Annotated in this window: 29 protein-coding genes; 2 read left to right on the plus strand and 27 right to left on the minus strand. The window is 36.9% G+C overall.

Features of this window, described 5'->3' with window-relative positions; genetic code table 11:
- Positions 1–11 precede the first annotated feature (11 nt).
- Complete coding sequence (locus RTP99_RS11280; protein WP_000009825.1) at positions 12–869, minus strand: VOC family protein; 858 nt, start codon at positions 867–869, stop codon at positions 12–14.
- A 21-nt stretch (positions 870–890) separates the two neighbouring features.
- The gene (locus RTP99_RS11285; protein WP_001071559.1) at positions 891–1,295 is read right to left on the minus strand and encodes a DoxX family protein; all 405 of its coding nucleotides are present in this window, start codon (positions 1,293–1,295) and stop codon (positions 891–893) included.
- A 156-nt stretch (positions 1,296–1,451) separates the two neighbouring features.
- Between RTP99_RS11285 and RTP99_RS11290 the strand changes: the two genes are divergently transcribed.
- Positions 1,452–1,997 (plus strand): helix-turn-helix domain-containing protein, encoded by a 546-nt coding sequence (locus RTP99_RS11290; protein ID WP_001020700.1) that lies wholly within the window; start codon positions 1,452–1,454, stop codon positions 1,995–1,997.
- 32 nt (positions 1,998–2,029) lie between these two features.
- On the opposite strand, the gene RTP99_RS11295 is transcribed toward RTP99_RS11290, so the two are convergent.
- The 13 genes from RTP99_RS11295 to RTP99_RS11355 all read right to left on the minus strand — a co-directional run bounded on the left by RTP99_RS11295 (position 2,030) and on the right by RTP99_RS11355 (position 13,879).
- A complete protein-coding gene (locus RTP99_RS11295; protein WP_000025009.1) occupies positions 2,030–2,407 on the minus strand; it encodes a hotdog family protein in 378 nt (125 codons plus the stop codon).
- A gap of 126 nt (positions 2,408–2,533) precedes the next feature.
- On the minus strand, positions 2,534–2,992 hold the full coding sequence (locus RTP99_RS11300; RefSeq protein ID WP_000276115.1) for a GNAT family N-acetyltransferase: 459 nt from the start codon (positions 2,990–2,992) through the stop codon (positions 2,534–2,536).
- A gap of 56 nt (positions 2,993–3,048) precedes the next feature.
- A complete protein-coding gene (locus RTP99_RS11305; protein ID WP_000469130.1) occupies positions 3,049–3,555 on the minus strand; it encodes a GNAT family N-acetyltransferase in 507 nt (168 codons plus the stop codon).
- A 309-nt stretch (positions 3,556–3,864) separates the two neighbouring features.
- Positions 3,865–4,260 (minus strand): ankyrin repeat domain-containing protein, encoded by a 396-nt coding sequence (locus tag RTP99_RS11310; RefSeq protein WP_001258459.1) that lies wholly within the window; start codon positions 4,258–4,260, stop codon positions 3,865–3,867.
- A complete protein-coding gene (locus RTP99_RS11315; RefSeq protein ID WP_000626536.1) occupies positions 4,227–5,045 on the minus strand; it encodes an ABC transporter ATP-binding protein in 819 nt (272 codons plus the stop codon). The genes RTP99_RS11310 and RTP99_RS11315 overlap by 34 nt, the downstream gene beginning before the upstream one ends.
- Positions 5,032–6,060, minus strand: a complete 1,029-nt coding sequence (locus RTP99_RS11320) for a FecCD family ABC transporter permease (RefSeq protein ID WP_000445965.1) — start codon at positions 6,058–6,060, stop codon at positions 5,032–5,034. Before RTP99_RS11320 ends, RTP99_RS11315 begins: the two co-directional genes overlap by 14 nt.
- 5 nt (positions 6,061–6,065) lie before the next feature.
- Positions 6,066–7,013 (minus strand): helical backbone metal receptor, encoded by a 948-nt coding sequence (locus tag RTP99_RS11325; RefSeq protein WP_000748489.1) that lies wholly within the window; start codon positions 7,011–7,013, stop codon positions 6,066–6,068.
- A 158-nt stretch (positions 7,014–7,171) separates the two neighbouring features.
- Positions 7,172–7,399, minus strand: a complete 228-nt coding sequence (locus RTP99_RS11330) for a YrhC family protein (RefSeq protein WP_000661447.1) — start codon at positions 7,397–7,399, stop codon at positions 7,172–7,174.
- A 126-nt stretch (positions 7,400–7,525) separates the two neighbouring features.
- Positions 7,526–10,129 (minus strand): bifunctional acetaldehyde-CoA/alcohol dehydrogenase, encoded by a 2,604-nt coding sequence (gene adhE, locus RTP99_RS11335; protein WP_000260442.1) that lies wholly within the window; start codon positions 10,127–10,129, stop codon positions 7,526–7,528.
- Positions 10,130–10,387: 258 nt separating this feature from the next.
- Positions 10,388–11,521: a bifunctional cystathionine gamma-lyase/homocysteine desulfhydrase gene (locus RTP99_RS11340; RefSeq protein ID WP_001201910.1), complete on the minus strand. Its 1,134-nt coding sequence runs from the start codon at positions 11,519–11,521 to the stop codon at positions 10,388–10,390.
- A gap of 3 nt (positions 11,522–11,524) precedes the next feature.
- Entirely contained in the window at positions 11,525–12,448 is a 924-nt protein-coding gene (locus RTP99_RS11345) for an O-acetylserine dependent cystathionine beta-synthase (RefSeq protein WP_001103854.1), read from the minus strand.
- A gap of 82 nt (positions 12,449–12,530) precedes the next feature.
- Positions 12,531–13,226 (minus strand): 5'-methylthioadenosine/S-adenosylhomocysteine nucleosidase, encoded by a 696-nt coding sequence (gene mtnN / locus RTP99_RS11350; RefSeq protein WP_001217039.1) that lies wholly within the window; start codon positions 13,224–13,226, stop codon positions 12,531–12,533.
- Positions 13,227–13,240: 14 nt separating this feature from the next.
- Positions 13,241–13,879, minus strand: coding sequence for a class I SAM-dependent methyltransferase (locus RTP99_RS11355; protein ID WP_000536318.1), 639 nt, complete (start codon positions 13,877–13,879; stop codon positions 13,241–13,243).
- 136 nt (positions 13,880–14,015) lie between these two features.
- Between RTP99_RS11355 and RTP99_RS11360 the strand changes: the two genes are divergently transcribed.
- Positions 14,016–14,231 carry a YrzA family protein gene (locus tag RTP99_RS11360; RefSeq protein ID WP_000010984.1) on the plus strand — a complete coding sequence of 72 codons (216 nt, stop codon included), beginning with the start codon at positions 14,016–14,018 and terminating at the stop codon, positions 14,229–14,231.
- Positions 14,232–14,266: 35 nt separating this feature from the next.
- Here RTP99_RS11360 and RTP99_RS11365 read toward each other — a convergent pair whose 3' ends face one another.
- The 12 genes from RTP99_RS11365 to alaS all read right to left on the minus strand — a co-directional run bounded on the left by RTP99_RS11365 (position 14,267) and on the right by alaS (position 26,471).
- A complete protein-coding gene (locus RTP99_RS11365) occupies positions 14,267–14,917 on the minus strand; it encodes a YrrS family protein (RefSeq protein WP_000897107.1) in 651 nt (216 codons plus the stop codon).
- Positions 14,918–15,033: 116 nt separating this feature from the next.
- On the minus strand, positions 15,034–16,788 hold the full coding sequence (locus tag RTP99_RS11370) for a peptidoglycan D,D-transpeptidase FtsI family protein (protein WP_000695079.1): 1,755 nt from the start codon (positions 16,786–16,788) through the stop codon (positions 15,034–15,036).
- Between the two features lie 212 nt (positions 16,789–17,000).
- The gene (gene greA / locus RTP99_RS11375; RefSeq protein WP_000179963.1) at positions 17,001–17,477 is read right to left on the minus strand and encodes a transcription elongation factor GreA; all 477 of its coding nucleotides are present in this window, start codon (positions 17,475–17,477) and stop codon (positions 17,001–17,003) included.
- A 278-nt stretch (positions 17,478–17,755) separates the two neighbouring features.
- Positions 17,756–18,394 carry a uridine kinase gene (gene udk / locus RTP99_RS11380; protein WP_000537087.1) on the minus strand — a complete coding sequence of 213 codons (639 nt, stop codon included), beginning with the start codon at positions 18,392–18,394 and terminating at the stop codon, positions 17,756–17,758.
- A 17-nt stretch (positions 18,395–18,411) separates the two neighbouring features.
- Positions 18,412–19,692, minus strand: coding sequence for a peptidase U32 family protein (locus RTP99_RS11385; RefSeq protein ID WP_000217969.1), 1,281 nt, complete (start codon positions 19,690–19,692; stop codon positions 18,412–18,414).
- An 18-nt stretch (positions 19,693–19,710) separates the two neighbouring features.
- Positions 19,711–20,640 (minus strand): peptidase U32 family protein, encoded by a 930-nt coding sequence (locus RTP99_RS11390; protein WP_000742781.1) that lies wholly within the window; start codon positions 20,638–20,640, stop codon positions 19,711–19,713.
- Between the two features lie 7 nt (positions 20,641–20,647).
- A complete protein-coding gene (locus RTP99_RS11395) occupies positions 20,648–21,289 on the minus strand; it encodes an O-methyltransferase (RefSeq protein WP_000389089.1) in 642 nt (213 codons plus the stop codon).
- A 202-nt stretch (positions 21,290–21,491) separates the two neighbouring features.
- A complete protein-coding gene (gene mltG / locus RTP99_RS11400) occupies positions 21,492–22,562 on the minus strand; it encodes an endolytic transglycosylase MltG (RefSeq protein ID WP_000230089.1) in 1,071 nt (356 codons plus the stop codon).
- A 215-nt stretch (positions 22,563–22,777) separates the two neighbouring features.
- Positions 22,778–23,056, minus strand: a complete 279-nt coding sequence (locus tag RTP99_RS11405) for a DUF1292 domain-containing protein (RefSeq protein ID WP_000392247.1) — start codon at positions 23,054–23,056, stop codon at positions 22,778–22,780.
- 12 nt (positions 23,057–23,068) lie between these two features.
- Positions 23,069–23,482 carry a Holliday junction resolvase RuvX gene (gene ruvX, locus RTP99_RS11410; RefSeq protein ID WP_001221197.1) on the minus strand — a complete coding sequence of 138 codons (414 nt, stop codon included), beginning with the start codon at positions 23,480–23,482 and terminating at the stop codon, positions 23,069–23,071.
- A 3-nt stretch (positions 23,483–23,485) separates the two neighbouring features.
- Positions 23,486–23,752 (minus strand): IreB family regulatory phosphoprotein, encoded by a 267-nt coding sequence (locus RTP99_RS11415; RefSeq protein WP_000348590.1) that lies wholly within the window; start codon positions 23,750–23,752, stop codon positions 23,486–23,488.
- A 76-nt stretch (positions 23,753–23,828) separates the two neighbouring features.
- Positions 23,829–26,471, minus strand: coding sequence for an alanine--tRNA ligase (alaS, locus tag RTP99_RS11420; protein WP_000811832.1), 2,643 nt, complete (start codon positions 26,469–26,471; stop codon positions 23,829–23,831).
- Between the last annotated feature and the right edge of the window lie 25 nt (positions 26,472–26,496).

The following is a 26,496-nucleotide window of genomic DNA, read 5'->3' on the forward strand; positions in this document are numbered from 1 at the left end:
AGAAGCCTTTATTAGGCTTCTCCTTTTATTTTGAAATGGATACAATGTCCAAATGGATCCTCTACTTGTAATATTCCATCTTTGTACGTAGCAATCTTGCCAATATTTTTTAAGCTTTCACATACTTGCTCTTTTTGTTTTTCATTTGCTAATACAATTGTGAAATATTTCAAGCCAACGGAATTTGGCATTTGCGGTAGTATTCCTTCACCTTGCCACGTATTTAAACCGATATGGTGATGGTAGCCACCTGCCGATACAAAGAGCGCCCCATTACGAGCTGGGATCGTTACTTCAAAACCAAGACCATCCACATAGAAACGTTTCGCTTCTTCCAAATCAGCTACATGGAAATGAATATGTCCCATCACAGTACCAGCTGGAAATCCGTTCCATGTACTTCCTTGCTGCAATAATTCTTCACCAGCTAACGGGTTACTAACAAATGGTAGCTCTCCATTCTCATCACGCCAAACTTCTTTTTGACGATCATGATAAATTTCAATCCCGTTTCCATCTGGATCAGCTAAATAAAGGGCCTCACTAAAGTAATGGTCAGCTCCGCCGTGCAGTGGATATACCATTTCTACAAGATGACGAAGGATATTCGCTAAATCCTGTCTGCTCGGTAATAAAATTGCGTAATGATATAAACCCGTTCTCCCTCTTTGCTTTGGTAAGGCTTCTTTCTTTTCTTCAATGATCAGGAGTGGTTCGTTATTTTCATTCCCAAATGTAACGACCATTTCATCTTCTTTTAGTACTTTCATACTTAGTACTTCTGTATAAAACTCTAGTGATTTCTTTATATTTGATACATATAAATGAACAACATCAAGTGTTGTATCGGGATGAAGTTGAAAACTCATCTTGTTAGCCTCCCATTTAAATTAGTTCTTCTTTGACATTTTCTCTTTTAAGAAATTATCTACAAAACCATCCACTTTCGCAACAAATAAGTAAGCACCCATTGCTAACAATGCAAGCTCTAATTCGAAGCCAGGATTTTTTCCATCTCCTAATAAACCAGCTGACCATTTTACTTTTACAATTGCTCCAACCATAACTAGTGCAAATAATAATCCAATATATCTTACACCTAAACCTAGAATTAATAATAGACCGCCAACTAATTCAACTGTTGCTACACCGTATGCAAGTCCTCCTGGTAAACCAATGCTTGTGAACCACCCTGCAATATTGTCAATCCCTGATTGGAATTTTGTTAAACCGTGCATAAAGAACGTTACCCCTAACACGATACGAATAATTAAGTTACCAATATGTTGATTCATTTCTTTCTCTCCTTTATAGTTTTCTTATACAAAACTTTTATTTACATTACAAAACATACACTAATTTTTTTTATTCGTCAATTCATTTTCACTGGGAAAATATATATTTTTTTTGCTATGATACAAATAGTTGTTTATAAAAAGGAGCTTGATTTTATGAATATTGGTTCTGCAATACGTGAAATTCGTCAGCGTAGAGGCATAACAATCGCGCAAATTTGTGAAGGAACAGGTCTTTCTAAAGGATTTATGAGTCAGGTTGAAAATAATAAAACATCACCATCTATCTCAACTTTAGAAACGATCTCCAATTTTTTAAACGTTCCTCTTCCCTATTTATTGTTAGAACAAAAAGATCGATTGAAAGTTGTCAAAAAGGTAGAACGTAAATATAGTGTATACGGAAAAGATGAACAAAGAATTGAACATGTTGCAGAGCAAGGTGGCCTTCGCCTAAATCTCGTAGAAATTCCTGCTGGGTTTCCGAAAGAAAACACACCAAATGCCCATGAAGGGGAAGAATGTCACCTTGTATTACGTGGAAAACTAGAAGTTCAACATGGAGAAGATATTGCAATTGTAGAAGAAGGAGATTCTTTCTCCTGGAATGCATGTGTTCCTCATATCGTTCGTAATATAGGAGAAGAAACTGCATTATTACTCATCTCTAGTCATGCAGAAAATCGAAAACGTGTTTATTAAACAAAAAAGAAGCCTGTAAATCAGGCTTCTTTTTATCCTCTTATAACTCCATAGCTTGTCCCAACTAGTACAGTCTTTTCGTGTTGATTGCGATAAACTGACTCGATTGAAACCTTTTTGTATCCTTCCATTTGTTCAATATTTGTTAAAGTTAATTCACAAGTGATCGTATCTCCTGTAAAAACTGGTCTAATAAACTCACTTACTAATTCTCTTGCTATGTAATGTAATTCTTCGCCTACTTTCGTTCCAATACTAGCAGTCAATAAACCATGAACCATTAAACGTCCATTTTCATCATATTCCATATGATGCCTGCCTTTATCCCCTGTAATATTTGCAAATTCAAAAACCTCTTCCTCAGTAAATCTTCTTTCATATTTAAATACATCCCCAACTTTTATACTCATTTTTATCCCCCTAATAATAAACAGAATTTTCTTTCATTTTATCATGAAATGAGTCTCAATTCATTTTCTATTATAAAAAGAACGAAAAATACTTATAGCTGTACTATTTCCTTACTTTTCGCTCCTTTACCGATGCCCATCTCTTTTTGCAGCTTGGTATCCATAGTACGCACATGTTCCATTTCTCGATAATTCTCTCACCTCAAAACCACAACTTCTATAAAAATCAAAATTACTCGCAGAAGTATGCGCAAACCAGTCACCATGTGGCAATTTTTGCAAACAAAGAGCAACAAGTTTCTTACCTAATCCCTTCCCTCTATATTCACATTTCACAACTAAATTTACTATGTTGGCGACCATGATTCCATCAGAAATGACTCTAACCATCGCAATCATCTCTTCTTCATCCCAAATTGTGAATGCCCATGTTGAATTTTCAAATGCTATCGTGAATTTTTCAATTTGCCAAGAAGGGATATTATCATTGCTCCAACCGGCATCTTCGAATAAAGTTTTAATTGCATATGCAGGTACACCATTCGTTCCCTCACGAATAATAAGTCCATTATGATAAATGTACATGTAATCCCCCCTTTATTTTTATATACCATTCTTCAAAAGATGCAATTAACCTTTTTTCATCCAATGCGCCTAATGGAATAAACGAGAACATCCATGCCATGAAATGAAGTTGTTTTCTCATAACTAAGCCCCGTTTTTCTAGCAACAAAGATTGAGGCGGGGTGATCCGGATTAATAAGAGAAATTAATTTATTCATTCGTAACGCTTGGAAGCCATAATCTCGAAATGCTGCCGCTGCTTCTTTCGCATACCCTTTTCCCCAATACCGAGGTAATAACCAATAACCAATTTCAATTTCCTCTTTTCCATCTATTTGCTGCTTTACTAATCCTGCATGACCAATTCGTATTCCCGTTTCCTTTTCAATCAATACAAATAAACCGAGACCGTTTTTATAGCTAGGAATCACCCACTCTTCCAAACTTTTTTTACACTGCATATATGTTTTTAACGTCCCATTTCCAATATAGCGCATTACCTTCTCATTTCCCCATAATGAAGCGTAGAACTGTAAATCATCCATTGTATATTTACGAATTTGTAAACGATCTGTATGAAACATTTCTGCACTCCTTCCCACGAATTTGTACTTACCTACACGATCATGTTTTGGATATATACTTAATGTTACTATCTATTATAAAGGAACTAAAGGCAAAATACAGAATATTCAATCTCTAAACAATTTAAAAAAGGCAGTAGACAAATATTGTCTACTGCATCCATATCATAACTAGCATAAAGAAAACTACAATTGAGGGGGGTGTAGGCTTTTCAAATATACTAGATACTTATCCCGTTCTAACGGGCGGTAAACTTTCCAATTATATGAAAGTGAAAAGTTTACCGCACATAAGAACTTTAGCGATCATTAAGAAAGCACCATTAAGTAGTCAAATACACGCTGTGCTTTTTCTCCACCCATTCGTGCATGTTGAAGAAGAGAAATACCATGAGGGCCAGATGCACGTAATGCTTCTGGTTGTGCTACTAAAATAGCTTGTACAACTTCTAATTCTCCAAGCATAGCGGCCGCGAAAATATCCATTCGAGCACCCTTTTCTAATAAATAAAGAGCAATATCTTTACGCCCTACATGTGCCGCTGCTCCTAACGCACTTTCCCAATCTGATCCGCCCCAATTGTAAGAGGCATGAAGTAAACTTGGCGATTCAGCCAACAGTTCTTGTACTTTTTCTAAATCTCCGTGAGCTGCCATAACAAATTCCCTTACTAACTCAGTGGTAATACGTTCTTCTGTTCGCATCTTGCTCCTCCTTTTTTAGAAATTCGCTTCGGTGTAAAAAATGGCTTGTCGCTTCCTTGAAAAATATCTACATCTATGCCAAATACATGTTGAAACATTTCATGACATAACACTTCTTCTGGTATACCGTCATACTGAAGCTTCCCTCGCTTTAATACGAGTAAACGATCACTATATTGAGCCGCTTGGTTAATATCATGTAAAACCATTATAATTGTCATGCCAAATTCCTCGTTTAATCGTTTCACAAGTTCCATTACTTCCAACTGATGAACGATATCTAAAAAAGTTGTTGGCTCATCTAATAATAAGACGTTCGTACGTTGTGCTAGCGTCATTGCAATCCAAGCACGTTGTCTTTCCCCTCCTGATAAAGATTGTAAAAGACGATATTCATACCCTTCAAGATTTGTAACAGACAATGCCCAATCAACAATTTCTTCATCTTCTTTATTTAAGCGATCTCTCCATGATTTATGAGGGCCTCTTCCAAATTCAATTAATTCTTTCACTGTTAAATCTAATTGATGATCATGCATTTGTGGTAACATCGCTAATTGCTTCGCTACATCGGCACTTTTCATCGTATGAATACTTTTTCCATCTAAAACGATATCCCCTTCGCTTTGTTTAAGTAGTCTTGCTATTAAACGAAGCAAAGTAGATTTCCCAGATCCATTCGGTCCAATTAAACTAACGACCTCTCCAGCTTTAATATGTACATTCATATTTTGCATTTGAAATCTTTCAGAATGTGCGTAAAACACTTTATTAACGGAAATCACGCTGTTTCCCCCCTCTATGAATTAAATATAAGAAGAACGGACCGCCTAAGAAGGATAATAAAATACCGACAGGCAATTCAATTGGATCAAACCAACTTCGAGCTATCGCATCCGCGAAAACAAGTAATATCCCTCCACCAAGGCATGATAATGGCAGTAAATATTTATAGTCATTTCCAACTAATAAACGTAACATATGTGGTACAACAAGGCCGACAAATCCAATAAGACCAGAAACACTAACTGCTATTCCAGCTAATAATGTGCTTACTACTATTAAATAAAAACGGCTTCTCTCCACGTTATGACCTAATAATTTCGCCATTTCATCTCCAAGCATTAATACTCGAATATGTTTGATACCGAAGAAGGCCAATATAATAGCGAATATTGCATAATAAATAATCATGTTTAAATGTGCCCAACTTACACCGCCAATACCACCCGCTAACCACGGTAACACGGATTGTACTTTGTCACTATGTAATAACATTAATGCTGACGTCGCTGCACCTATTAATGCATTAATTGACACACCTACTAAGACAATTCTTGAAGGTGGTGCCCCTTTTTGCCATGATAAAGCATAAATGATCATCGCCGTTATGAAAGCTCCTAAAAACGCACCGAGTGGTAAAAACGCCATATGCTGAGGGAATAAAATCATAATTACAATTGCGACAAGGCCTGCTCCAGATGACACCCCGATAATACCAGGGTCTGCAAGAGGATTTCTCATCACCCCTTGCAGCAGTGCACCAGATGCAGCTAAACATGTTCCTACTATAAATCCAACGAGCACTCTCGGTATACGAAGGTCCCATACAATTCGATGAACTGTCGAACCTTCATCTTGTATCCCTGTTACAATATCTCGTAAAGAAAAGGATAGGCTTCCTGCGAAAAGACCGTAAAAAAGACATAAAACCGTTAATACAACTAAAGTAACTGCTATGATCCATCTTTTTTTCGCAAAAGGATGTTCCTTTTCCCTTACTACTTCACTACTTTCCATACTTATCATTTCCTTACATCTTGTATACTTTTATACATAAAGTCCATCGCTTCTGTAACTTTTGTTCCAGGATTTGATCCAAATAAGTCTGGTGGCAAAATAACTACGCGATTTTGTTTTACTGCATCTAAATTTTTCCACGCTTCATTTTTCATCATTTCGCCTTCAAATGCTTTTTTAACGCTATTTGGATCTCCATGTGTAATTAAATAAATTACATCCGGATTCGCTTCAATAATGCGTTCTACACTTAGCTGTGCATATTGCGGATATTCCTTCATTTCTGGAAAATCAGCTGCAATATTTTTCCCACCTGTTTTTTCTAAAATATCACCTGATAAAGAGGTTGGTAATGCTGCTAAATAAGTACCAGGTGCTCCATACACTAGCAATGCTTTCACATCACTCTTTTTCTCATATGTCTTCATTTGATTCGTAATTTTTTGGTTAAGTTCTTTCGCTTTATCTTCTTTCTTCATTATCGTTCCGTATAGTTCAATATTCTTTTGAATATCTTGTACAGAATTCGCAGAAGAAATCATTACTTTCGTTCCTTGCCCTTCAACCGTTGGAACATTCTTTTGGAACCCATTATTAGCAATAAGTACATCGGGCTTTAAGCTAGCAATTTGCTCAAAATTCGGCTGATGTGCATTCCCGATTACTTGTACTTTCTTTATATCCTCTGGAAGAGTTATTTTTGCATCCGGACGACCCACTATTTTTCCGCCTAAAGCATGAATAATATTCATGTCTCCCATACTTAATGTTGCAAAACTCTCTGGCACTTTATCGAATGTTACCTTTCTTCCTGACAGGTCGGTAACTTCTATTTTCTCTTTTCCTTTTTCTGTTTTTGTTGCCGCTGCTTTTTCGTCTCCTTTTGCACTGCAACCTATTAATAAGAAAAAAACAGATAAAATCGCTGTAAATAGCGTAATAGATTTTTTCATTCTCCCACCTCTAATTGATAATGATAATCATTAAGTACTATTCTACTTTAATTGATAAGGATTATCATTGTCAATATAAAACGCATACATTTTCTAGAAAAAAACAAAAAGCGTTACAAAAAAGATTCCTTCTTTTTGTAACGCACTATTTATCAATATTATTCGCATTCGTTTCCCTCTAACTTGTCTCGCATCACTTTCACACGCTGAAAGAAAAAGAAAGATAAACTTAAAAATATAACGATGCTCCCAATCATAACAAAAAATTGTATCGTTTCTTTTGCTCCAGTCGGAATCAATAAGCCAACCATTAACAATGTACTGACAGCGAGAAGAATTTGTCCGAACCGAGTATAATCTTCTATCTTTTCTTGTAATTCCTTCATTATATTCTCACTCCTCCATTTCACTGTATCATATTCTATTAAACTGAAAGACAAGTAAATACAGCCATTCTGGGAGATGTTTTCCAAAAGAAAAAGAGCCGCTTTATTGCGACTCTTTCATAACCATTACTCACCTTTATATGCTTTCATATAAATTTCTTTCAGCTCTGAAATGAGAGGTAATTTTGGATTAGCTGTTGTACATTGATCTTCAAAAGCTCTTTCTGCTAATAATCCAACAACCTCTTCAAATTGGTCTTTAGCAACTCCTTGTCCTGCAATACTCATATTTATATTTAAACTTTTTCCGAGCTCAATAATTGCTTTGACAAGTGATTCCACACCTTCTGCAGTCGAACTTGCTGGAAGCCCGAGCATTCTCGCAATATGTGCATAGCGTTCATCGGCTACAAAGTGCTCATATTTTGGGAACAATGCGTGTTTTCTTGGCTTAATAGCATTATAGCGAACTACGTGCGGCATAAGAATTGCATTCGCACGCCCATGTGGAATATGAAATTCTGGTCCAATTTTATGTGCTAAGCTGTGATTAATACCTAGAAAAGCATTTGCAAATGCCATTCCTGCGATTGCAGAAGCATTGTGCATTTTTTCTCGTGCTTCTTCATCATTTCCATCTTTAAATGCTCTTGGTAAATATTTAAATACGAGATCAATGGCCTTTAATGCTAATCCATCTGTATAGTCATTCGCTAAAACAGACACATACGCCTCGATTGCATGCGTTAATACGTCCATGCCGGTGTCTGCTGTTACATGTGGTGGTACTGTCATTACAAATTGTGGATCAACAATTGCTACATCTGGCGTTAATTCATAATCCGCGAGTGGATACTTTATATTATTTTTCTTATCTGTAATAACCGCAAATGGTGTCACTTCTGATCCTGTTCCAGATGTTGTTGGAATGGCAATAAACTGCGCCTTACTTCCTAATTCCGGATATTTACATGTTCGTTTTCTTATATCTAAAAACTTCTGTTTAATTCCATAGAATGTTGTTTCTGGATGCTCATAGAAAAGCCACATCCCTTTCGCGGCATCCATCGCTGAACCACCACCAAGTGCGATAATTACATCTGGCTGAAAACTTCTCATCATTTCTGCACCTTTAAACACAGTTTCATCTGATGGATCCGGCTCAACCTCAAAGAAAACTTCAACTTTCACATCATTTACATGTTTACGTAAATAATGCGTGACCGTATCTACATATCCGTGCTCAACCATTCCTGGATCCGTTACAATAAATGCACGTGAAATGTTAGGCATATTTGCTAAATATGCTGTCGCATGTTTTTCAAAATAAATTTTTGGTGGTAATTTGAACCATTGCATATTCTTTTTTCTATTTGCCAACCTTTTTATATTTAATAAATGCGTCGCTGTTACGTTTTGAGAAATCGAGTTTTTCCCGTAGGAACCGCAGCCAAGCGTAAGTGATGGAATAAATCCATTATATATGTCACCGATTCCACCTTGTGATGAAGGGGCATTTACAATAAGGCGGCAAGCTTTCATACGTAATCCAAATTGCTTTTGCACTTCTTTATTTACAGAATGGATAACTGCTGAATGTCCTAAACCACCGAGGTTTAACATTTCTTCACAATATGTAAATCCTTCTTCTAATGAATTTGCTTTTACACAAGCTAATACTGGACTTAACTTCTCACGAGATAGTGGATATGCGGCTCCGATGCCTTGTATTTCAGCTACAAGCATTTTTGTATTTTTAGGTACAGTAATTCCAACTAATTTGGCAATATACTGTGCGGATTTCCCTACAATATCACTATTTACTGCACATGTATTTTCATTAATAACAAGCTTTTCTAATTTACTTCTCTCTTCCTCGGTTACAAAATAACAATCATTTGCAATCATTTCTGTTTTCACATCATCATAAATTTCCTTGTCTACAATAATTGCTTGTTCTGATGCACAAATCATACCATTATCAAATGTTTTAGATAAAATCAAATCATTAACCGCTCGTTTTATATGCGCTGATTTCTCTATATAACATGGTACATTACCAGGACCTACACCTAGCGCTGGTTTTCCAGTAGAATAAGCTGATTTCACCATACCAGCCCCTCCAGTTGCCAAAACAAGCGCAACACCTTCATGGTTCATTAATTGTTTCGTTGCTTCGACAGAAGGCTTTTCAATCCACTGAATACAATATTTTGGTGCCCCCGCCTTCACCGCTGCATCGTATACTGTTTTCGCAGCTGCAATAGAACAGTTTTGTGCGGAAGGATGAAATGCGAAAATAATTGGATTTCTCGTTTTTATCGCGATTAATGCTTTAAACATTGTTGTCGATGTTGGATTCGTTACTGGTGTTACCCCAGCTACTACACCGACGGGCTCCGCAATTTCTATTATTTCTTCATGAGGATCTTCGTGAATAATCCCTACTGTTTTATCTTTCTTTATGCTATGCCAAATATATTCAGTAGCAAAAATATTTTTAATACATTTATCTTCGTATACACCACGACCTGTTTCTTCAACAGCCAACTTCGCAAGTGGCATATGTTGATCAACACCTGCTAATGCCATTTCATGAACAATGTTGTCAATTTGCTCTTGTGTAAAACTTTCTAATGCTTGTAAAGCCTTTCGACCGTTATTCACTAACGTATCAATCATCTCTTTTACTTCCTGCATTTCATTTACAATTTTCTCTTTGACTACCATGTAAATTCCTCCTATTCTGCTATCTTGGACTAAATAAGGCCCTATAGGTCATAATTAGTCCCGATTAGCGTAAAAAAATAGAATTGCTTTCCTACATGAACTTCATTGTTTGTGAAATATTTCACAAGTTTGTTCGTGAGTAACACTTCATGAATTCAATATACATGAAATCATTTTATTTGTGTATGTCTATTTTGTGAAATATTTCACAAAATAATGTAGTAAAAATGCACTGCCTATACTAGCAGTGCATCTTTACTACGCTAACGCTTGTGCTAAATCTTCAATTAAATCTTCTCCGTCTTCAATACCGACAGAAATTCGAATTAATGTATCTGTAATTCCTAATTCTTTGCGACGATCTGCTGGGATTGATGCATGCGTCATTTGAGAGGGGATAGAAATTAAACTTTCTACTGCTCCTAAACTTTCAGCCAGCGTAAAGTATTGTAATTTCTTAAGCACTTTATTTAATGTTTCTTCGCTATCTACATCAAATGAGATAATAGCACCAAATCCATTTGCTTGTTCTGTTGCCAGTTCATGGTTTTGATGTGACTCAAGGCCTGGGTAATATACTTTATTTACTTTTGGGTGGTTATTTAAAAACTCAGCAATTGCACGTGAATTCGTTTCATGCTCTTCCATTCGAATTCCTAATGTTTTTAAACCACGAAGTAGTAAGAAACTATCTTGCGGGCCAAGAATGCCGCCTGTTGAGTTTTGTACAAAGTGAAGGTCTTCTGCTAATTGCGGGCTATTTACAACTACTAGACCTGCAACTACGTCACTATGACCTCCTAAATATTTCGTTGCACTATGAAGTACAATGTCTGCTCCTAAAGAAATCGGCGACTGCCAATATGGCGTCATGAATGTGTTATCAATAATTGTTAATAAATCTTTCTCTTTAGCAAGAGTAGATATTTTTTTAATATCAGTAATTTTTAGTAACGGATTCGTTGGTGTTTCTACATAAATCGCTTTCGTATTTGGACGAATCGCTTCTTCAACTTCCTCTAAGTTTGTTGTATCTACAAATGTATGCTCAATACCGAAACGGTTTAATACTTTCGTAATCACGCGGTACGTTCCGCCATACACATCATCTGTTAAAATAACGTGGTCACCTTTTGAGAACAACATAATCGTAGCTGTAATAGCCGCCATTCCTGAACCAAATGCGAAACCAGCATGGCCGTTTTCTAATACCGCAATCATTTCTTCTAAAGCTGCACGTGTTGGGTTGCCTGTACGTGAATATTCATATCCTTGATGCTTACCAACTGCTTCTTGTTTGTACGTACTCGTTTGATAAATCGGTACATTTACAGATCCAGTTGAAGGTTCTCCTATGCGAATACCATGAATTAACTTTGTCTTTGCTCTCATTTTTTATTCCCATCCTTTGTATATGTCTTTACTTAAATAGCGCTCACTACTATCAGGAAAAATCGTTACAATATTTGTACCTGGCGCCGCTTTCTCTGCTTCAAGTAAACTTGCATGAAATGCTGCTCCTGAAGAGCTCCCAACAAGAAGTCCTTCTTTTTGCGCTAATTCTTTCACTCGTAAAAATGCATTTCGATCAGAAATCGTATGAATTTCATCAAAATAAGATGTCTTCAAAAATGGCGGGATAAATTCCAGTCCAATTCCTTCGGTCTCATGTGAACCAGCCTTACCACCATTTAAAATAGATCCTTCTGGCTCTACGATAACTGTTTTAATATCTATATTTTTTTCTTTCAAGTAAGATGCAGTCCCCATAAACGTACCGCCAGTTCCTGCTCCAGCAACAAATATGTTAATCTCTCCATTCAATGCGTCCCACAGTTCAGGTCCTAATGTTTTAAAATATGCACGAGGATTCGCCTCATTTGCGAACTGACTTGGAGAGTATGAATTCGGTATTTCATTTACTAACTCTTTTGCTTTTGCAATTGCACCGGTCATTCCTTGCTCAGTCGGCGTATGCACAACCGTTGCGCCTAGTGCTTTCATTAATTCTTGTTTTTCAATGCTAAATTTCTCTGGTACACAAACGATAACGTGTAAATCATGTTGTAACGCTGCGAGTGCCAGTCCAATACCAGTATTTCCAGCTGTCGGTTCAATAATTGTTCCGCCCTCTGTAACAAGCCCTTTTTCTAGCGCATCTTCGATTAATTCTCTTCCTAATCGGTCCTTAACGCTTCCGCCTGGGTTATAAAATTCCAGCTTTGCAAATAAACGGACCCCTTCTGGAAGTGAAAAACGAGTAATTTCCACAATTGGTGTATGACCAATTAACTCATGAACTCCACGATATACATTCATCGTGTTCTCCCCCTTATTTGCCAATAAAGAAAAGGCAACTGTATGTATTTTCTTTATATGAGACAGTTGCCTTTTTGTTACATTACTTTAACTCTTCTAGTACTTTTACGATAAAGTTTGTAGAATGAAGAGCTGCTTGATCTAAAAATTGATCAAATGAAACATTTGATTCTTTACCAGCAATATCAGAAAGTGCACGAATGATAACAAACGGAACTTCATATTGGTGGCATACTTGTGCAACAGCTGCTGCTTCCATTTCTACTGCATAAAGGTTTTCAAATTTATCACGAATTGCTGCAACTCGGTTCGGATCACTCATAAATGAATCACCTGTTGCAATCATACCTTTTACAACTTGAATATTTTCTTCTGCCTGCATACATTTTTCAGCTAATGCAACTAATGCTTCATCAGCTTTAAATCCAGGCGGCATTCCTGGTACTTGCCCATACTCATAGTTAAATGCTGTTACATCTACATCATGGTGACGAACTTCTGTTGAAATAACGACATCCCCAACATTTAGAGAATGATGGAATCCACCAGCTGAACCAGTATTAATGACTTTTTCAGGCTTATATCTTTCTAATAAAATTGTCGTTGACATCGCTGCATTTACTTTACCAATACCAGACTTTAACAAGATTACTTCATGTCCTGCTAATTGTCCTTTCGTAAATTCACAACCCGCAACCGTTTCTGTTTCTGCTTGTTCTAATTTATCACGTAAAATACGTACTTCTTCTTCCATTGCTCCAATTACAGCAATTCTCAATCTAATCCCTCTTTCTATTGCTTAGTTGCCTCCATTACCCAAACGAAATGATTTAATCTCGTAAACGTTACATGGAAGCCATTGTTTTCAAAAATAGTCTGCATAATTGGAATACGTGTATAGTATTCCGTTTGCAAATCGTTTGCTAACTCATGAAAACCTCTTTGTTTTGCTGCTTCAACAGTTTTATCATATGCATCTTGATCTGCAAATATCGTATCAGCAAACACTATTTTACCACCTTTGTTTAGCAATTGACTATACTTCGCAATCGCTACATTTTTTTCATCATCTGTTAAATGATGAAATGCATAGGTGCTTACTATGGTATCAATGGAATTCGGGACTTCAAACGAAAGAAAATCACCTTCTGTAATGGAAAACTCTTTTGGCAATTTCTCTTTTGCAATCATGCGCATTTCACGTGACGGTTCTATACCGTAAACTGTGCGGCCAGCAAGTAATAATTTATTTGTTAAATTACCTGTACCGACACCAAATTCTAATACGTTACCAAATGACTTGTTAACTACATCCTCTAAAATGTCCTCATAATGGGCGAAAACTTCTTTATATTGTATATCTTCGCCTTGTACAAATGAGTCGTACGTATGAGCCCACTCATCAAATAAACCATTAAATTCTGTACCCATAAAAATTCCCCTTTTTCTTATCGGTTTTATCAGTATGATATTCCCTCTTTCTAAAAATGTCAATTGAAATGTACATGGTATTTCCTTCTTTTCTTTGTTACACTATAGTTGATTACATAGGAGAGGGGCCGTCTTCATGTCATTTACCTTTGAAATGTTAGAAGATAAAGTAGAATTTTTTGAAGCGGGAGACTTAGCTTCTTTAGAACGAAAAATCAGTGAACAAATCGATAATAATAAAGCACTTATGCTTGAAGTTCATCACATCTCGCATCAAATGGTTATGGATCCTGAAAGTAAAAGACCATATTATAGCGCGGTTGTTCATTTTAAATTAAAGAAATTACGCTAACTAAAAAAGAGAAGCTCCTTAGGAGCTTCTCTTTTTTAGTTTAGAGTTTGAACAAGTACTGGTTTCCAGCCTTCATTGTCTACCCAATCAATATTTACATAATATCTTTTACCTGTTTGTTTATCTTGTACGTTACCGTAAGCTTTATTCTTACCGTTATTTCCGATTCGATGAATAATTAATTGCTCTACTGGAACGTCAATTGCAGCTGAAATCGCTTGATTCATCTCATTCCAATCTGCTGTACCTTTTTTAAACGTCATCGCAGGTGTTGCACCTTGCTCTGTGCCTACTGGCTTCCAAGAAGGTTTCGTATAAGCGTCAGTTGCCTTTGGCTGTGTTTTTTCAGCTGGTACTTTCTCGTTAGCTTTCGCTTCTTCTTCAGCTTTTTTCTGTTCTTCTTCAGCCTTTAGCTTCTCTTCTTCTTCTTTCTTCTTAGCCTCTGTTTTCTCTTGTTCATTCTTCTTCGTCTCTTCTTTGCCTTTAGCTTTCTCAGACTTATTCTCTTTCGTTGTTTGCTGAGCTACCTTTTTATCGCTAGAAGACGCTTGCTCTTTCGTGTCAGGAACAAACAATTGATATGCTACAATAGCTACTGCTACTAGTACAATAGCGATTGCAATATTTAAAACACCGTTTTGACGACGTTTTTGTTGTTTCTGTTGGAATCTAGATCCTCCTGCCATTCTTCAAACCTCCATGCAGTTTTTCATACTTGCTATTGTAACATTAAATCTAGAAAGGTTGAACATTTACAATAATATTTTCATGAAATGAAAACATTTTACTATAAATTGCAAGATTACTTTTCATTCTCTAATCGATAGATTGATTCTACGATAGATTTGAAAATAGGTGTAACTTTATTTACATCGCTATTCGTTTCTATATCCACGACAACTAAAGCATACCTTGGATTTTCATATGGAAAATAACCTGCAAACCATCGATTCTCTTTCGTTCCTTTTCCTGTTTGTGCTGTCCCAGATTTTCCAGCGACACTTAGTGGTAACGACTTGAATGCTGATCCTGTGCCTTTTTCCGTTGTTACAACGCTCCTTAATAACTGTTGTAATGTTTTCACTGTTTCATATGAAAGCTGTTTTCCACCTAATGTATGGTCTTCAAATGTATAAAAATCCGTTCCATTTTTATACATTATTTTTTCAACAGCTTTCACTTCCATCTTTTCTCCCCCTCTAGCAATCGTCGCCATCATATTTGCAATCGCTAGAGGTGACATACGTACATCTTTCTGTCCAATTGCTGTTTGCGCTACCGCTTTTTTACTATTCTTATTTCCTTCACTCCCCCAAATCGTAACACTCTTCTCCTCTGGCATTTGCTCAAAATGCGTTGTATGAAATACAGAACCTCTCCATCCAACCTTCTCAGCGCCTCCTAAAGCCGCTACATAAGTTTCTAACACCATCTTATCCTTTTCTATTAACTCATTGCCTAACTCTGAAAATGTCCTGTTACAGCTTCTAGCAAAGCTCTCTTTAAAACTAAGTGTCCCCATCTTAACTTGTGGGTGATCTTCACCATATAAATCTTTATTACAATTAAATACACGATTAAAAACATTTTCATTTTGATCAATTGCTGCCGCCGCAATTATTGTTTTAAAAACAGAACCGGGAAAATGTGGTGTTAACATTTGATTTTCAAGTGTAGTTTTATATAAACTCTCATCTTTCACCTGTACAGATGGTTTGCTAACCATCGCTAAAATTTCATTTTTCTTTACATCAAGTAGCACTACTCCTCCCTTCTTAATTTCACTTGCTTCAACTACTTCTTCTGCTTTTTTCTGTAACTCGTTATGTAAAGTAGTTTGAATCGTCACTGGATAAAACGGATTTCCAGGCGATGTATATTTCGCTTGTTTTCCAAAAATCGGTTCTCCTTGCCGATCCACTTGATACAATACTTTTGCCTCTCCATCGGTCAAAAGAAATTCATCAAATGATTGCTGCAATCCTGAAATGCCAATCGGTGTTTGTTTTGAAATTTTTCTTACCTCTCCGTATCGTTTTTGAAATTCTCGTTCATTCTCACCCACATCACCAATTAAATGATTCATCACGCTAGTTTGCCGCAAACGAACTTCAGCTGCTACAATGCCTAATACATTTAATTGATTCACCTTCTCCATCTGCTCTCGTTCCAAGCGAAGTGGTTCATTTCCTCTTTGCAGGATAAATGCACTTTTCTTATGTTTCATTTGACTTTCAATCTCTTGTCTCGACATACCAATGATATGCGCAATTTTCTCCAACATGTCATTTTTTAATTGTAGAAATGGAAAAACAATTAAAACAGGATACTTTTTCTCACCTATCTCCTTACCATTACGATCTATAAAATGGCCGCGTCCATCATCTACCGTAATGGATTGCGTCCGTTGTGTAACACTTTTTTCAATTAAGTTAATCTTACGATCCGTAAATGATTCCGTATCTATAATTTGTATTTGAATTAAACGACAAAGTAACATAAACATGACACATATAAAACAAATTAAAACAATTGTAATTCTCTGTTTTATTTTCATAAAAAAACACCTCGTCTACTATAGTTTGGACGGAGTGTTTCATTTTTTATACAAATAAAGTGAAACTTTAATCAGCCCTCACCAATCGGGCTTTTACGAGCAGCCCGACCTCCACCTAACTTCTTTGCTTTCGCTGATTTTTGAGGTGGGGGTCTTACTGCCCGTTAATGCGGGATAAAAAAATCACTCGCTTTTACACGAGTGATTTTTAATTATTTTACAGAGATAATCTCTACTTGCATTTCTCCACCTGGAGTTTGGATTGCTACCTTTTCGCCAATTTGCTTACCTAATAAGCTTTTTGCGATTGGAGAATCGTTAGAAATTCTTCCTTCAAATGGATCTGCTTCTGCGCTACCTACGATTGTGTAAGCTTCTTCATCTCCATCTGGTAGTTCTTTAAATGTTACTGTTTTACCTAATGTAACAACTGTAGATTCTTCACCGTTATCTGTGATGATAACTGCGTTACGAATCATGTTTTCTAATTGTGTAATACGTCCTTCTACGAACGCTTGCTCATCTTTCGCTGCATCATACTCAGAGTTCTCAGAAAGATCTCCGAAGCTACGTGCAATCTTAATGCGCTCTACAACTTCTTTACGTTTTACCGTTTTTAAATCCTCAAGTTCGTTCTCTAGCTTTTGCTTACCCTCTTGCGTCATAGGGTATGTTTTTTCTGTTGCCATATTTTCCACTCCTTTTATATACCAATCCCCCGAAAAAAAGAGGAGTTCCATATGAAAACTCCCCCGCTTATATGTAAAGCGGAGGTTTCTAGCACGCCTGTACTAGCGGAGTTGTCACATACAACCCCGTATTCCCAATTCTTCTTTATATAAAGAAGATATGTATGGAAAGTTGATATAAATATGCCCTCACCTATATATAGATGAGGTTGCATGTTTCATTGTATTCGATAGGAAGGGAAAAAATCCCTTCCTATCGTATATCTTTTACTATGCTATTACAAATTTACTTTTTGTTCAAGAATTGTTGCAATTTTTGTAACCATAATATCAATTGCAACGTGGTTTTGTCCACCTTCAGGGATAATAATATCCGCAAATTTCTTAGAAGGCTCAATAAATTGATTGTGCATTGGACGTACAACATTTACATATTGATCAATAACTGAATCCATCGTACGACCACGTTCTTTAATATCACGCTGCATGCGGCGTAAAATACGAAGGTCAGCATCTGTATCAACGAATAACTTAATGTCCATTAACTCACAAAGACGTGGGTCTTCTAAAATAAGAATTCCTTCTAAAATGATTACATCTTTCGGCTCAACTGGAATAATTTCATCTGAACGCGTATGCAATGTATAGTCATATACAGGTTTCTCTACTTGTTTATATGCAAGCAACTGCTGCAAATGTTCAATTAACAAATCATTATCAAACGCTAATGGATGATCATAATTTGTTTTTAAACGCTCTTCCATTGGTAAATGGCTTTGATCTTTGTAATAATAATCTTGCTCTAAGATTAAAATGGAATGACCTTTAAAATGGTCAAAAATCGCTTTCGTTACACTTGTCTTACCTGACCCTGAACCACCAGCAATTCCAATTACAACAGGCTTATTCGTCCCCATTCGACTATCACTCTTTCTTATTGAAGTATGCTTTTGCGCATCATATTATTCACATACACTGGTTGATCCACTTTGAATTTCACGATTTGCAACGGATGTCTCGCTGCATCTAATTCGTTTCCATCCTCATCCCAAATTTTCTCCACCGTTTGCGTAAAGTTTTCTATTTCTGGCCCAAAGAACTCCACTTCATGTCCTGGTTTGAAATGATTACGTTGCTCAATCGTTACGATGCCCGTTTCTTCATTATAATCTAACACTAAACCAGCGAAATCATACGTTGTTTTCTTACTATGATTTCCAAACATTTGCTCTTGATGTCCTGGAACCCCTTCAAAGAATGCAGGAGCTGTATCACGATTTGCACATTTATCAAGCTCATCTAACCATTCTTGTTTAAACTCAAAGTTATCAGGATCCGCACAATATGCATCAATTACTTTGCGGTATACTGTCGCTACAGTCGCTACGTAATGGATTGATTTCATACGTCCTTCAACTTTTAAGCTATCAATTCCAATTTCAATCATTTTCGGAATTGATAAAATTAAATTTAAGTCTTTTGGACTCATTGCAAAGTGAGCATCTTCTTCTTGGAATAGAGGAAGCTCTTTTGCATCTTTATGTTGTGATACTGTTTGAACTAAATCATAGTCCCAGCGACAAGATTGACAACAACCACCACGGTTAGAGTCACGCGCTGTCATATGGTTACTTAGCGTACATCTTCCTGAATATGCGATACACATTGCACCATGGACGAATGCTTCAATTTCAATATCCACTTTTTCTTTAATCTCTTTCATTTCTTCATAGCTTGCTTCACGAGCTAATACAAGACGATGTAAACCTTCTTCTTTCCAATACTGTGCTGCTTTCCAGTTGGATAGTGATTGCTGTGTGCTTAAATGCACCTCAACAGAAGGCGCTACACGTTTACAAGTCTCAATGATAAGCGGATCAGCAACGATAATTCCCGTTACGCCAGCTTTTTCAATCCCTTTTAAATATTCCTCTAGCCCGTCCATATTTTCATTATGTGCAAAGATATTTGTTGTTACATATATTTTTGCTCCATATTTCTTTGCAAATTCCACACCTTCTGCCATTTCTTCCAGTGTAAAGTTACCTGCATTCGAACGAAGACCAAATTCTTGTCCACCTAAATATACAGCATCTGCCCCGTAATGGATAGCTACTTTTAATTTTTCTAAGTTACCCGCAGGGATTAACAGTTCAGGTTTCTTCACAATAACGCGTTTGCCATCGATCACTCGTGAAATTTCTTGTACAGTCATTTCCTACACCCTCCTCGTTTAGTAAACCGTCTCTTTAAAGAAGAATCCTGTATCTAACGGACGATTCACCGGTTGCATTTCTTCTATCTCTTTATATAAGTCGTCTTTCACGTCGTAATACGCATCACGATCTTCTACACATAAATCAATTGCTTTACGATATTTCTTCGTTACCTCAATAATGTATGCAGAGCTTTTTAGTACACCATCAACTTTTAAGCTATCAATTTCAGCATCAATTAGCTCTTCTAACTCATCGATGAAACAAATATCATTTGGACTCATAATGTGAGTACCATTTTCATCTTCATAAATTGGATATTTATTGTTACGCTCTGGGTCATATAAGAACATATTCTCTTCATATTTTTTCTTTTCGATATCAAGATGACGTCCTTGATACTCAAAGTAGTTTCCTACTAACGAACGCTTCGATTGGAACATACAAGTCATACCGTGAATTTGCACTTCAAGTTCTACTTCAGCATTTTCTTTTAATTCAACAATTTCATCTAAGCTAAGCTCGCGAGCTAATACAGCACGTTTTGCTCCTCTTTGTCCCCAGTAGTTACAAGTAAACCAGTTTGTTGCTGTTGTTTCTGTATTCCAGTGCAATTGCATATTTGGCGCTACTTCGCGAACCGCCATTAATACTGCTGGATCTCCGAAAACAATTGCATCTACATGTACTTCGTTTAAAAATGCAACATAGTCTGTTAATTCTTCTACTTTATCGTTGTGGAACATAGCGTTCATTGCTACGTATACTTTTACACCATTTTCATGTGCAATCTTCACAGCTTGTTTCACATCTTCACGTGAAAATTCCCCTGCTAAACGTAAACCAAACTTTTGCTCACCGATCATTACCGCATCTGCTCCTGCTTTCGCAAGAGGTTCGATATCCGCCACTGCTTTTGGTGTTACTAACAATTCTGGTTTCTTCATACCTTGGTCACCCTTTCTTTTTACTAACAGCTACTCCATCACCAATTGGGAAAATCGTTGTATCATATCCTTCATGGTTCATAAGCCATTCATTGTACGTCTTAATACGACGGATTAAACCACGTGTACGTCTGTTTTCAATTTTCTCTTTCGTCGTTACAAGGCCATGGTACATAACATTATCTGAAATAATTACGCCACCAGGATTTAATAACGGTTCATATAAGTCAAAAAAGCGACGATATTGTCCTTTTGCTGCGTCAATAAAAATAACGTCAAATGTTCCATGTTCTTCTACTTGCTCGCCTGTTTCTAACGCATCACCGTAAATAACGGAAATACGCTCTTTAACTGGTGAACGTTCTATATATTCAAGTGCTTTTTCATATCGATCGCGATTGCGCTCAACTGTCACAATGCGAGAATTTGGAATAGCTTGCATCATACGAATACTAGAATAGCCAATTGCTGTACCTAGCTCTAAAATGCTCTTCGGTCCAATTAAACGTAAAAATTGCAACATAAATTCCATTCCAAGTCGATCCATAATTGGCACATGATTTTCTTTCGCATAGTCTTCCATTTCAAGAATTAATTTATCTTTCGGATCAATAAATGATAATAGGTACTCGTTAACTGCATCCTCCATAATGGTCCTCCTTATTTACATGGAGAAGTGCCTCTATGACGTCTTTTCACACATAGAATGCAATAAAAATACAAGCCAGCTTTACCCTTAGCTTGTACGTCCCGTTTTGATATTAAAAACGATTCTTCTGCCAGTTTTTAACCCGATATATTTTACCACAAAAAAGAGGGATGTGCGACCTTTTTCGCTATCCCTCCCCATTTCACTGTTTTTTCGTAATATATTTTTGCTTTAGTGCATTATGCTCTTCCAATGTTTTCGCATAGTACACTTCACCAGTTGGTGCAGCTAAGAAATAATAATAATCTGTTTGCGCAGGCTCTAGCGCTGCTTCCACTGAATGTTTACCAGAGTTTGCAATCGGGCCCACCGGCAATCCTTTCACAACGTACGTATTGTACGGTGAGTTTATCTTTAAATCTTCGTATAATACACGTTGTTTATGCTTTCCAAGTGCATATAATACCGTTGGATCCGTTTGAAGCGGCATACCTTTTGCTAAACGATTATAAAAGACACTAGAGATCTTTTGACGATCTGTAAAGCCTGTTGCCTCTTCTTCAATAAGTGAAGACAATGTTAAAAGCTGATGAACATCCCAGTTTTTCGCTTTCATTTTTGCTTCGTTTTGAACAATGATTGCATTCGTTTTCTCAAGCATTGGAATGACAATTTCTTCTAACGTCGTATCTTTTTTATAGAAAGAGTACGTCGCAGGATATAAATAACCTTCTAATGGATATTTAATATTGCTATCAAAGATTTTATCCGTCAACAGCTTGGGATACTTTTGCTGCATTTTTTGAATAAATGCTTTATCGTTTAATTGACGTACAACATCATCTTTATTCCACTTTAATTCGTTTGCAACCGTTTCTGCAATTTCAGTTACTTGTGCCCCTTCTTTTACCGTCACTTTATAAAGAGCTGGACGATGTACATTACCAGATGACATTTGCTCAATAACATCTTTTGCACTCATTGAAGGATTTAATAAATATGTACCCGCTTGTAAATTTTTAGATTTAGCCTTTGTATAAAAACTAAAAACTGTACCGTTTTTCACAGCACCTTTTCCTTCTAAAATCTCACCAATTTTACTAGTAGATGATCCCTTTGGAATTTCTACTTCAATCTCTTTTTTATTCCCGCTATCAACCGGTCCTAATGCGGATGAAATATACGCATAGACTGAACCACAAACTAAAAGCAGTGCAATTATCGAGAATAAAAAAATGCGTCTACGCTTCTTTTTCACTTGATTCTCTACCAAAACTCTTCCTCCTTATTCAATTGTAGGCCATATGTACATCTTTCTATACAACACGATAAAAAATCACAATACATTTACCTATCATTTTTGACAGATACTTTATTTTCTACAATCCGTCTCATTATACTACAAAGGATTACGCAGTTTCGACAAAAAATCTTTCATTTTACATATAAAAAAGGCGGACGATATACCGTCCACCTTTTCAGTACTTATTATTCAGCTTCTTGCTCATCAGCTAGAGTGTTGAACATTTCTTGTACCATTTCCCACTCTTCTTCAGATTCGATTGGAAGTAAAGTTCCGCCCTCTTCTTCATTTTGCTCATAAGCCATTGCATCATAAATTTGGTCTCCATCTTCGTCTACTTCACCGATTGGAGAGAAGACTACGTATGATTTTTTGCCAAATTTTTCAGCGTCAAAAGTGAAAATAATTTCACATAAATGTTCGTTACCTTTTTCGTCTACAATTGTAATTTGATTTTCTTCCATTTTGGTCACCTCTTATTTACTATCTAAAAATCCTTGTAAGATTACGACTGCAGCCATCTTATCAATTACTTGCTTTCGCTTCTTACGGCTTACATCGGCCGAAATGAGTAGACGTTCCGCTGCCATCGTTGACAAACGCTCGTCCCACATTACAACGTCTAATTGTAACAGCTCTCGTAGGTTTTCTGCAAATTGTTGGCATGCTTCACCACGTGGGCCAATTGTACCATTCATATTTTTAGGTAAACCTACTACTATCTTGTCCACATCATACTGTTTTACTAACTCAGAAATGCGGTCAAAACCAAATTGACCTCGTTCTTCGTTAATCTTGATTGTTTCAAGCCCTTGCGCTGTCCAGCCCATTTCGTCACTAATTGCAACTCCGACTGTTTTTGTACCTACATCTAAACCTAATATCCGCATAAATTACTCCTCACGATGATGTTTCAAGTAAGACTTCACAAGCTCTTCAATTAATTCATCACGTTCAAGCTTGCGAATGATGCTTCGCGCATCTTTATGGCGAGGTATGTATGCTGGGTCTCCACTTAATAAATAACCGACGATTTGGTTAATCGGATTATAGCCTTTTTCTTGAAGTGCATCATACACAGTTAAAAGTACATCATTTACATGGACACTCTGTTTTTCATCTTGAATGCTAAACTTCATTGTTTTATCAAAACCGTCCATTTCAAGCACCTCACTTATATAGTAAGTATAGGGAGAAGAACTTCTCCTCTCCCTACCATTGTACACTACTATCTCTTTATTTTGAAACAGATTTAACGTACTCTTGTACAAACGCTAAAGCTTCCTCAACTTGCGCTGGGTTTTTACCGCCCGCTTGTGCCATATCAGGACGGCCACCACCGCCACCGCCACAACGAGAAGCTACTTCTTTCACAAGTTTACCAGCATGGTATCCTTGGCTAATTAAATCTTTCGTTACGCCAGCTAAGATATTTACTTTATCATCATTTACAGACGCTAATACGACAACTGCAGATTGTAATTTATTTTTTAGGTCATCCATCATCGTACGTAAGTTGTTCATGTCTGCAACATTTACTTTTGCCGCTAATACGTTCACGCCATCAACTGTCATTACTGAATCAGTTAAGTTTCCAGCTTCAATATTGCTTAATTTTGCTGCAAGAGATTCGTTTTCTTTTTGAAGTTGTTTTACTTCAGCAAATAAACCATCTACTCTTGTTAAAATGTCTTTTGGATTTGTTTTCATTTTTCCAGCTGCTTCTTTTAATAAACCTACTTGATCGTTCATTAATTCATAAGCAGACTTACCAGTTACTGCTTCAATACGACGAGTTCCTGCACCAATACCAGACTCAGCAACGATTTTGAAAATACCGATAGAAGCTGTGTTATCAACGTGACAACCACCGCAAAGCTCTAAGCTATAGTCGCCAACTTGTACAACGCGTACAACATCACCGTATTTTTCACCGAATAATGCCATTGCGCCCATTTCTTTCGCTTCTTCGATTGCTTTTTGAGAAATCTCAACATCAATACTTTCCCAAATTTTCTCGTTTACGATACGCTCAATTTTTTCTAATTCGTCAGCTTGTACTTGACCAAAGTGAGAGAAGTCAAAGCGTAAACGTTCAGAAGTTACAAGAGAACCCGCTTGGTTAACGTGCGTTCCAAGTACGTCTTTTAACGCTTGGTGTAGTAAGTGAGTTGCTGTATGGTTCTTCACAACACTACTACGGTTTTTCGTATCGATAATAGCTTTTACAGCCGCATCTTTCGTTAATGTACCTTCTTCAACTACAACTTTGTGCAAGTTTTGGCCGTTTGGTGCTTTTTGTACGTCTTTTACAAGAACTTTCACACCATCAGCAAGAAGGTAACCACGGTCTGCAATTTGTCCGCCGCTCTCAGCATAGAATGGTGTTACATCAAGCATTAATTGTCCTTCTTCACCTGCTTGCAAGCTGTCTGCGTATTCACCGTTTTTCACAAGTGCAACAACGTTACTTTCTGTTGCAACCGTACCGTAACCAACGAACTCGCTCGCTACTTTCACTTCTCCAAGGACACCGCCTTGAACTTGCATAGAATCAACGTCTTGACGAGCAGCACGTGCGCGCTCACGTTGTTTTTCCATTTCATTTTCAAAGCCTTCATGATCAACTGTCATACCAGCTTCTTCTGCATATTCTTCTGTTAATTCAATTGGGAAACCGTATGTGTCATATAGACGGAACGCATCTACTCCAGAAATAACAGTTGTTTTTTCTTCTTTCGCTTTTGCAATAACTTCAGCTAAAATTGCTTCACCATCATGAAGTGTTTCGTGGAAACGCTCTTCTTCATTTTTCACAACTTTTGCAATGAAATCTTTCTTTTCAAGTACTTCTGGATAGAAGTCTTTCATTACTTCTCCAACAACCGGTACTAATTCAAACATGAACGGACGGTTAATGTTTAATTTCTTAGAGTAACGAACAGCACGGCGTAATAAACGACGTAATACATAACCACGGCCTTCGTTAGATGGAAGAGCGCCGTCACCAACAGCGAATGTTACTGTACGGATATGGTCAGCGATTACTTTAAACGCCATATCTTTTTCTAAGTCACCATTACGATATTTCTCGCCAGAGATTGTTTCTGTTGCACCAATCATCGGCATGAATAAGTCCGTGTCAAAGTTTGTAGGTACATCTTGAACGATAGATGTCATACGCTCTAGACCCATCCCTGTATCGATGTTTTTCTTAGGAAGTGGTGTATATGAACCATCTGGATTATGGTTAAATTGAGAGAATACAAGGTTCCATACTTCTAAGTAACGCTCGTTTTCTCCTCCTGGATATAATTCTGGGTCACTAAAGTCATTACCGTAAGCTTCTCCGCGGTCATAGAAAATCTCTGTATTCGGTCCACTTGGTCCTTCACCGATGTCCCAGAAGTTTTCTTCTAAGCGGATGATACGCTCTTTTGGAACACCCATTTTCTCATTCCAAATTGTGAATGCTTCTTCATCTTCTGGATGGATTGTAACGGATAATAATTCTTTATCGAATCCGATCCATTTGTCGCTCGTTAAGAATTCCCAAGCCCAAGTAATTGCCTCTTCTTTGAAGTAATCGCCGATTGAGAAGTTCCCTAACATTTCAAAGAATGTATGGTGACGAGCTGTTTTCCCTACGTTTTCAATATCGTTTGTACGAATTGATTTTTGAGCATTTGTAATACGTGGATTTTGCGGGATTACACGTCCATCAAAATATTTTTTTAATGTTGCTACACCACTGTTAATCCATAAAAGAGATGGATCCTCATGTGGAACTAGTGATGCACTAGGTTCTACTGCATGTCCTTTTTCTTGGAAAAAGTCTAAAAACATTTGACGAATTTGTGCGCCTGTTAGTTGTTTCATTGTATTTTCCTCCTTAAATATAAAA

The sequence above is a fragment of the Bacillus sp. (in: firmicutes) genome (assembly GCF_031983925.1).
Classification (GTDB): domain Bacteria; phylum Bacillota; class Bacilli; order Bacillales; family Bacillaceae_G; genus Bacillus_A; species Bacillus_A pacificus.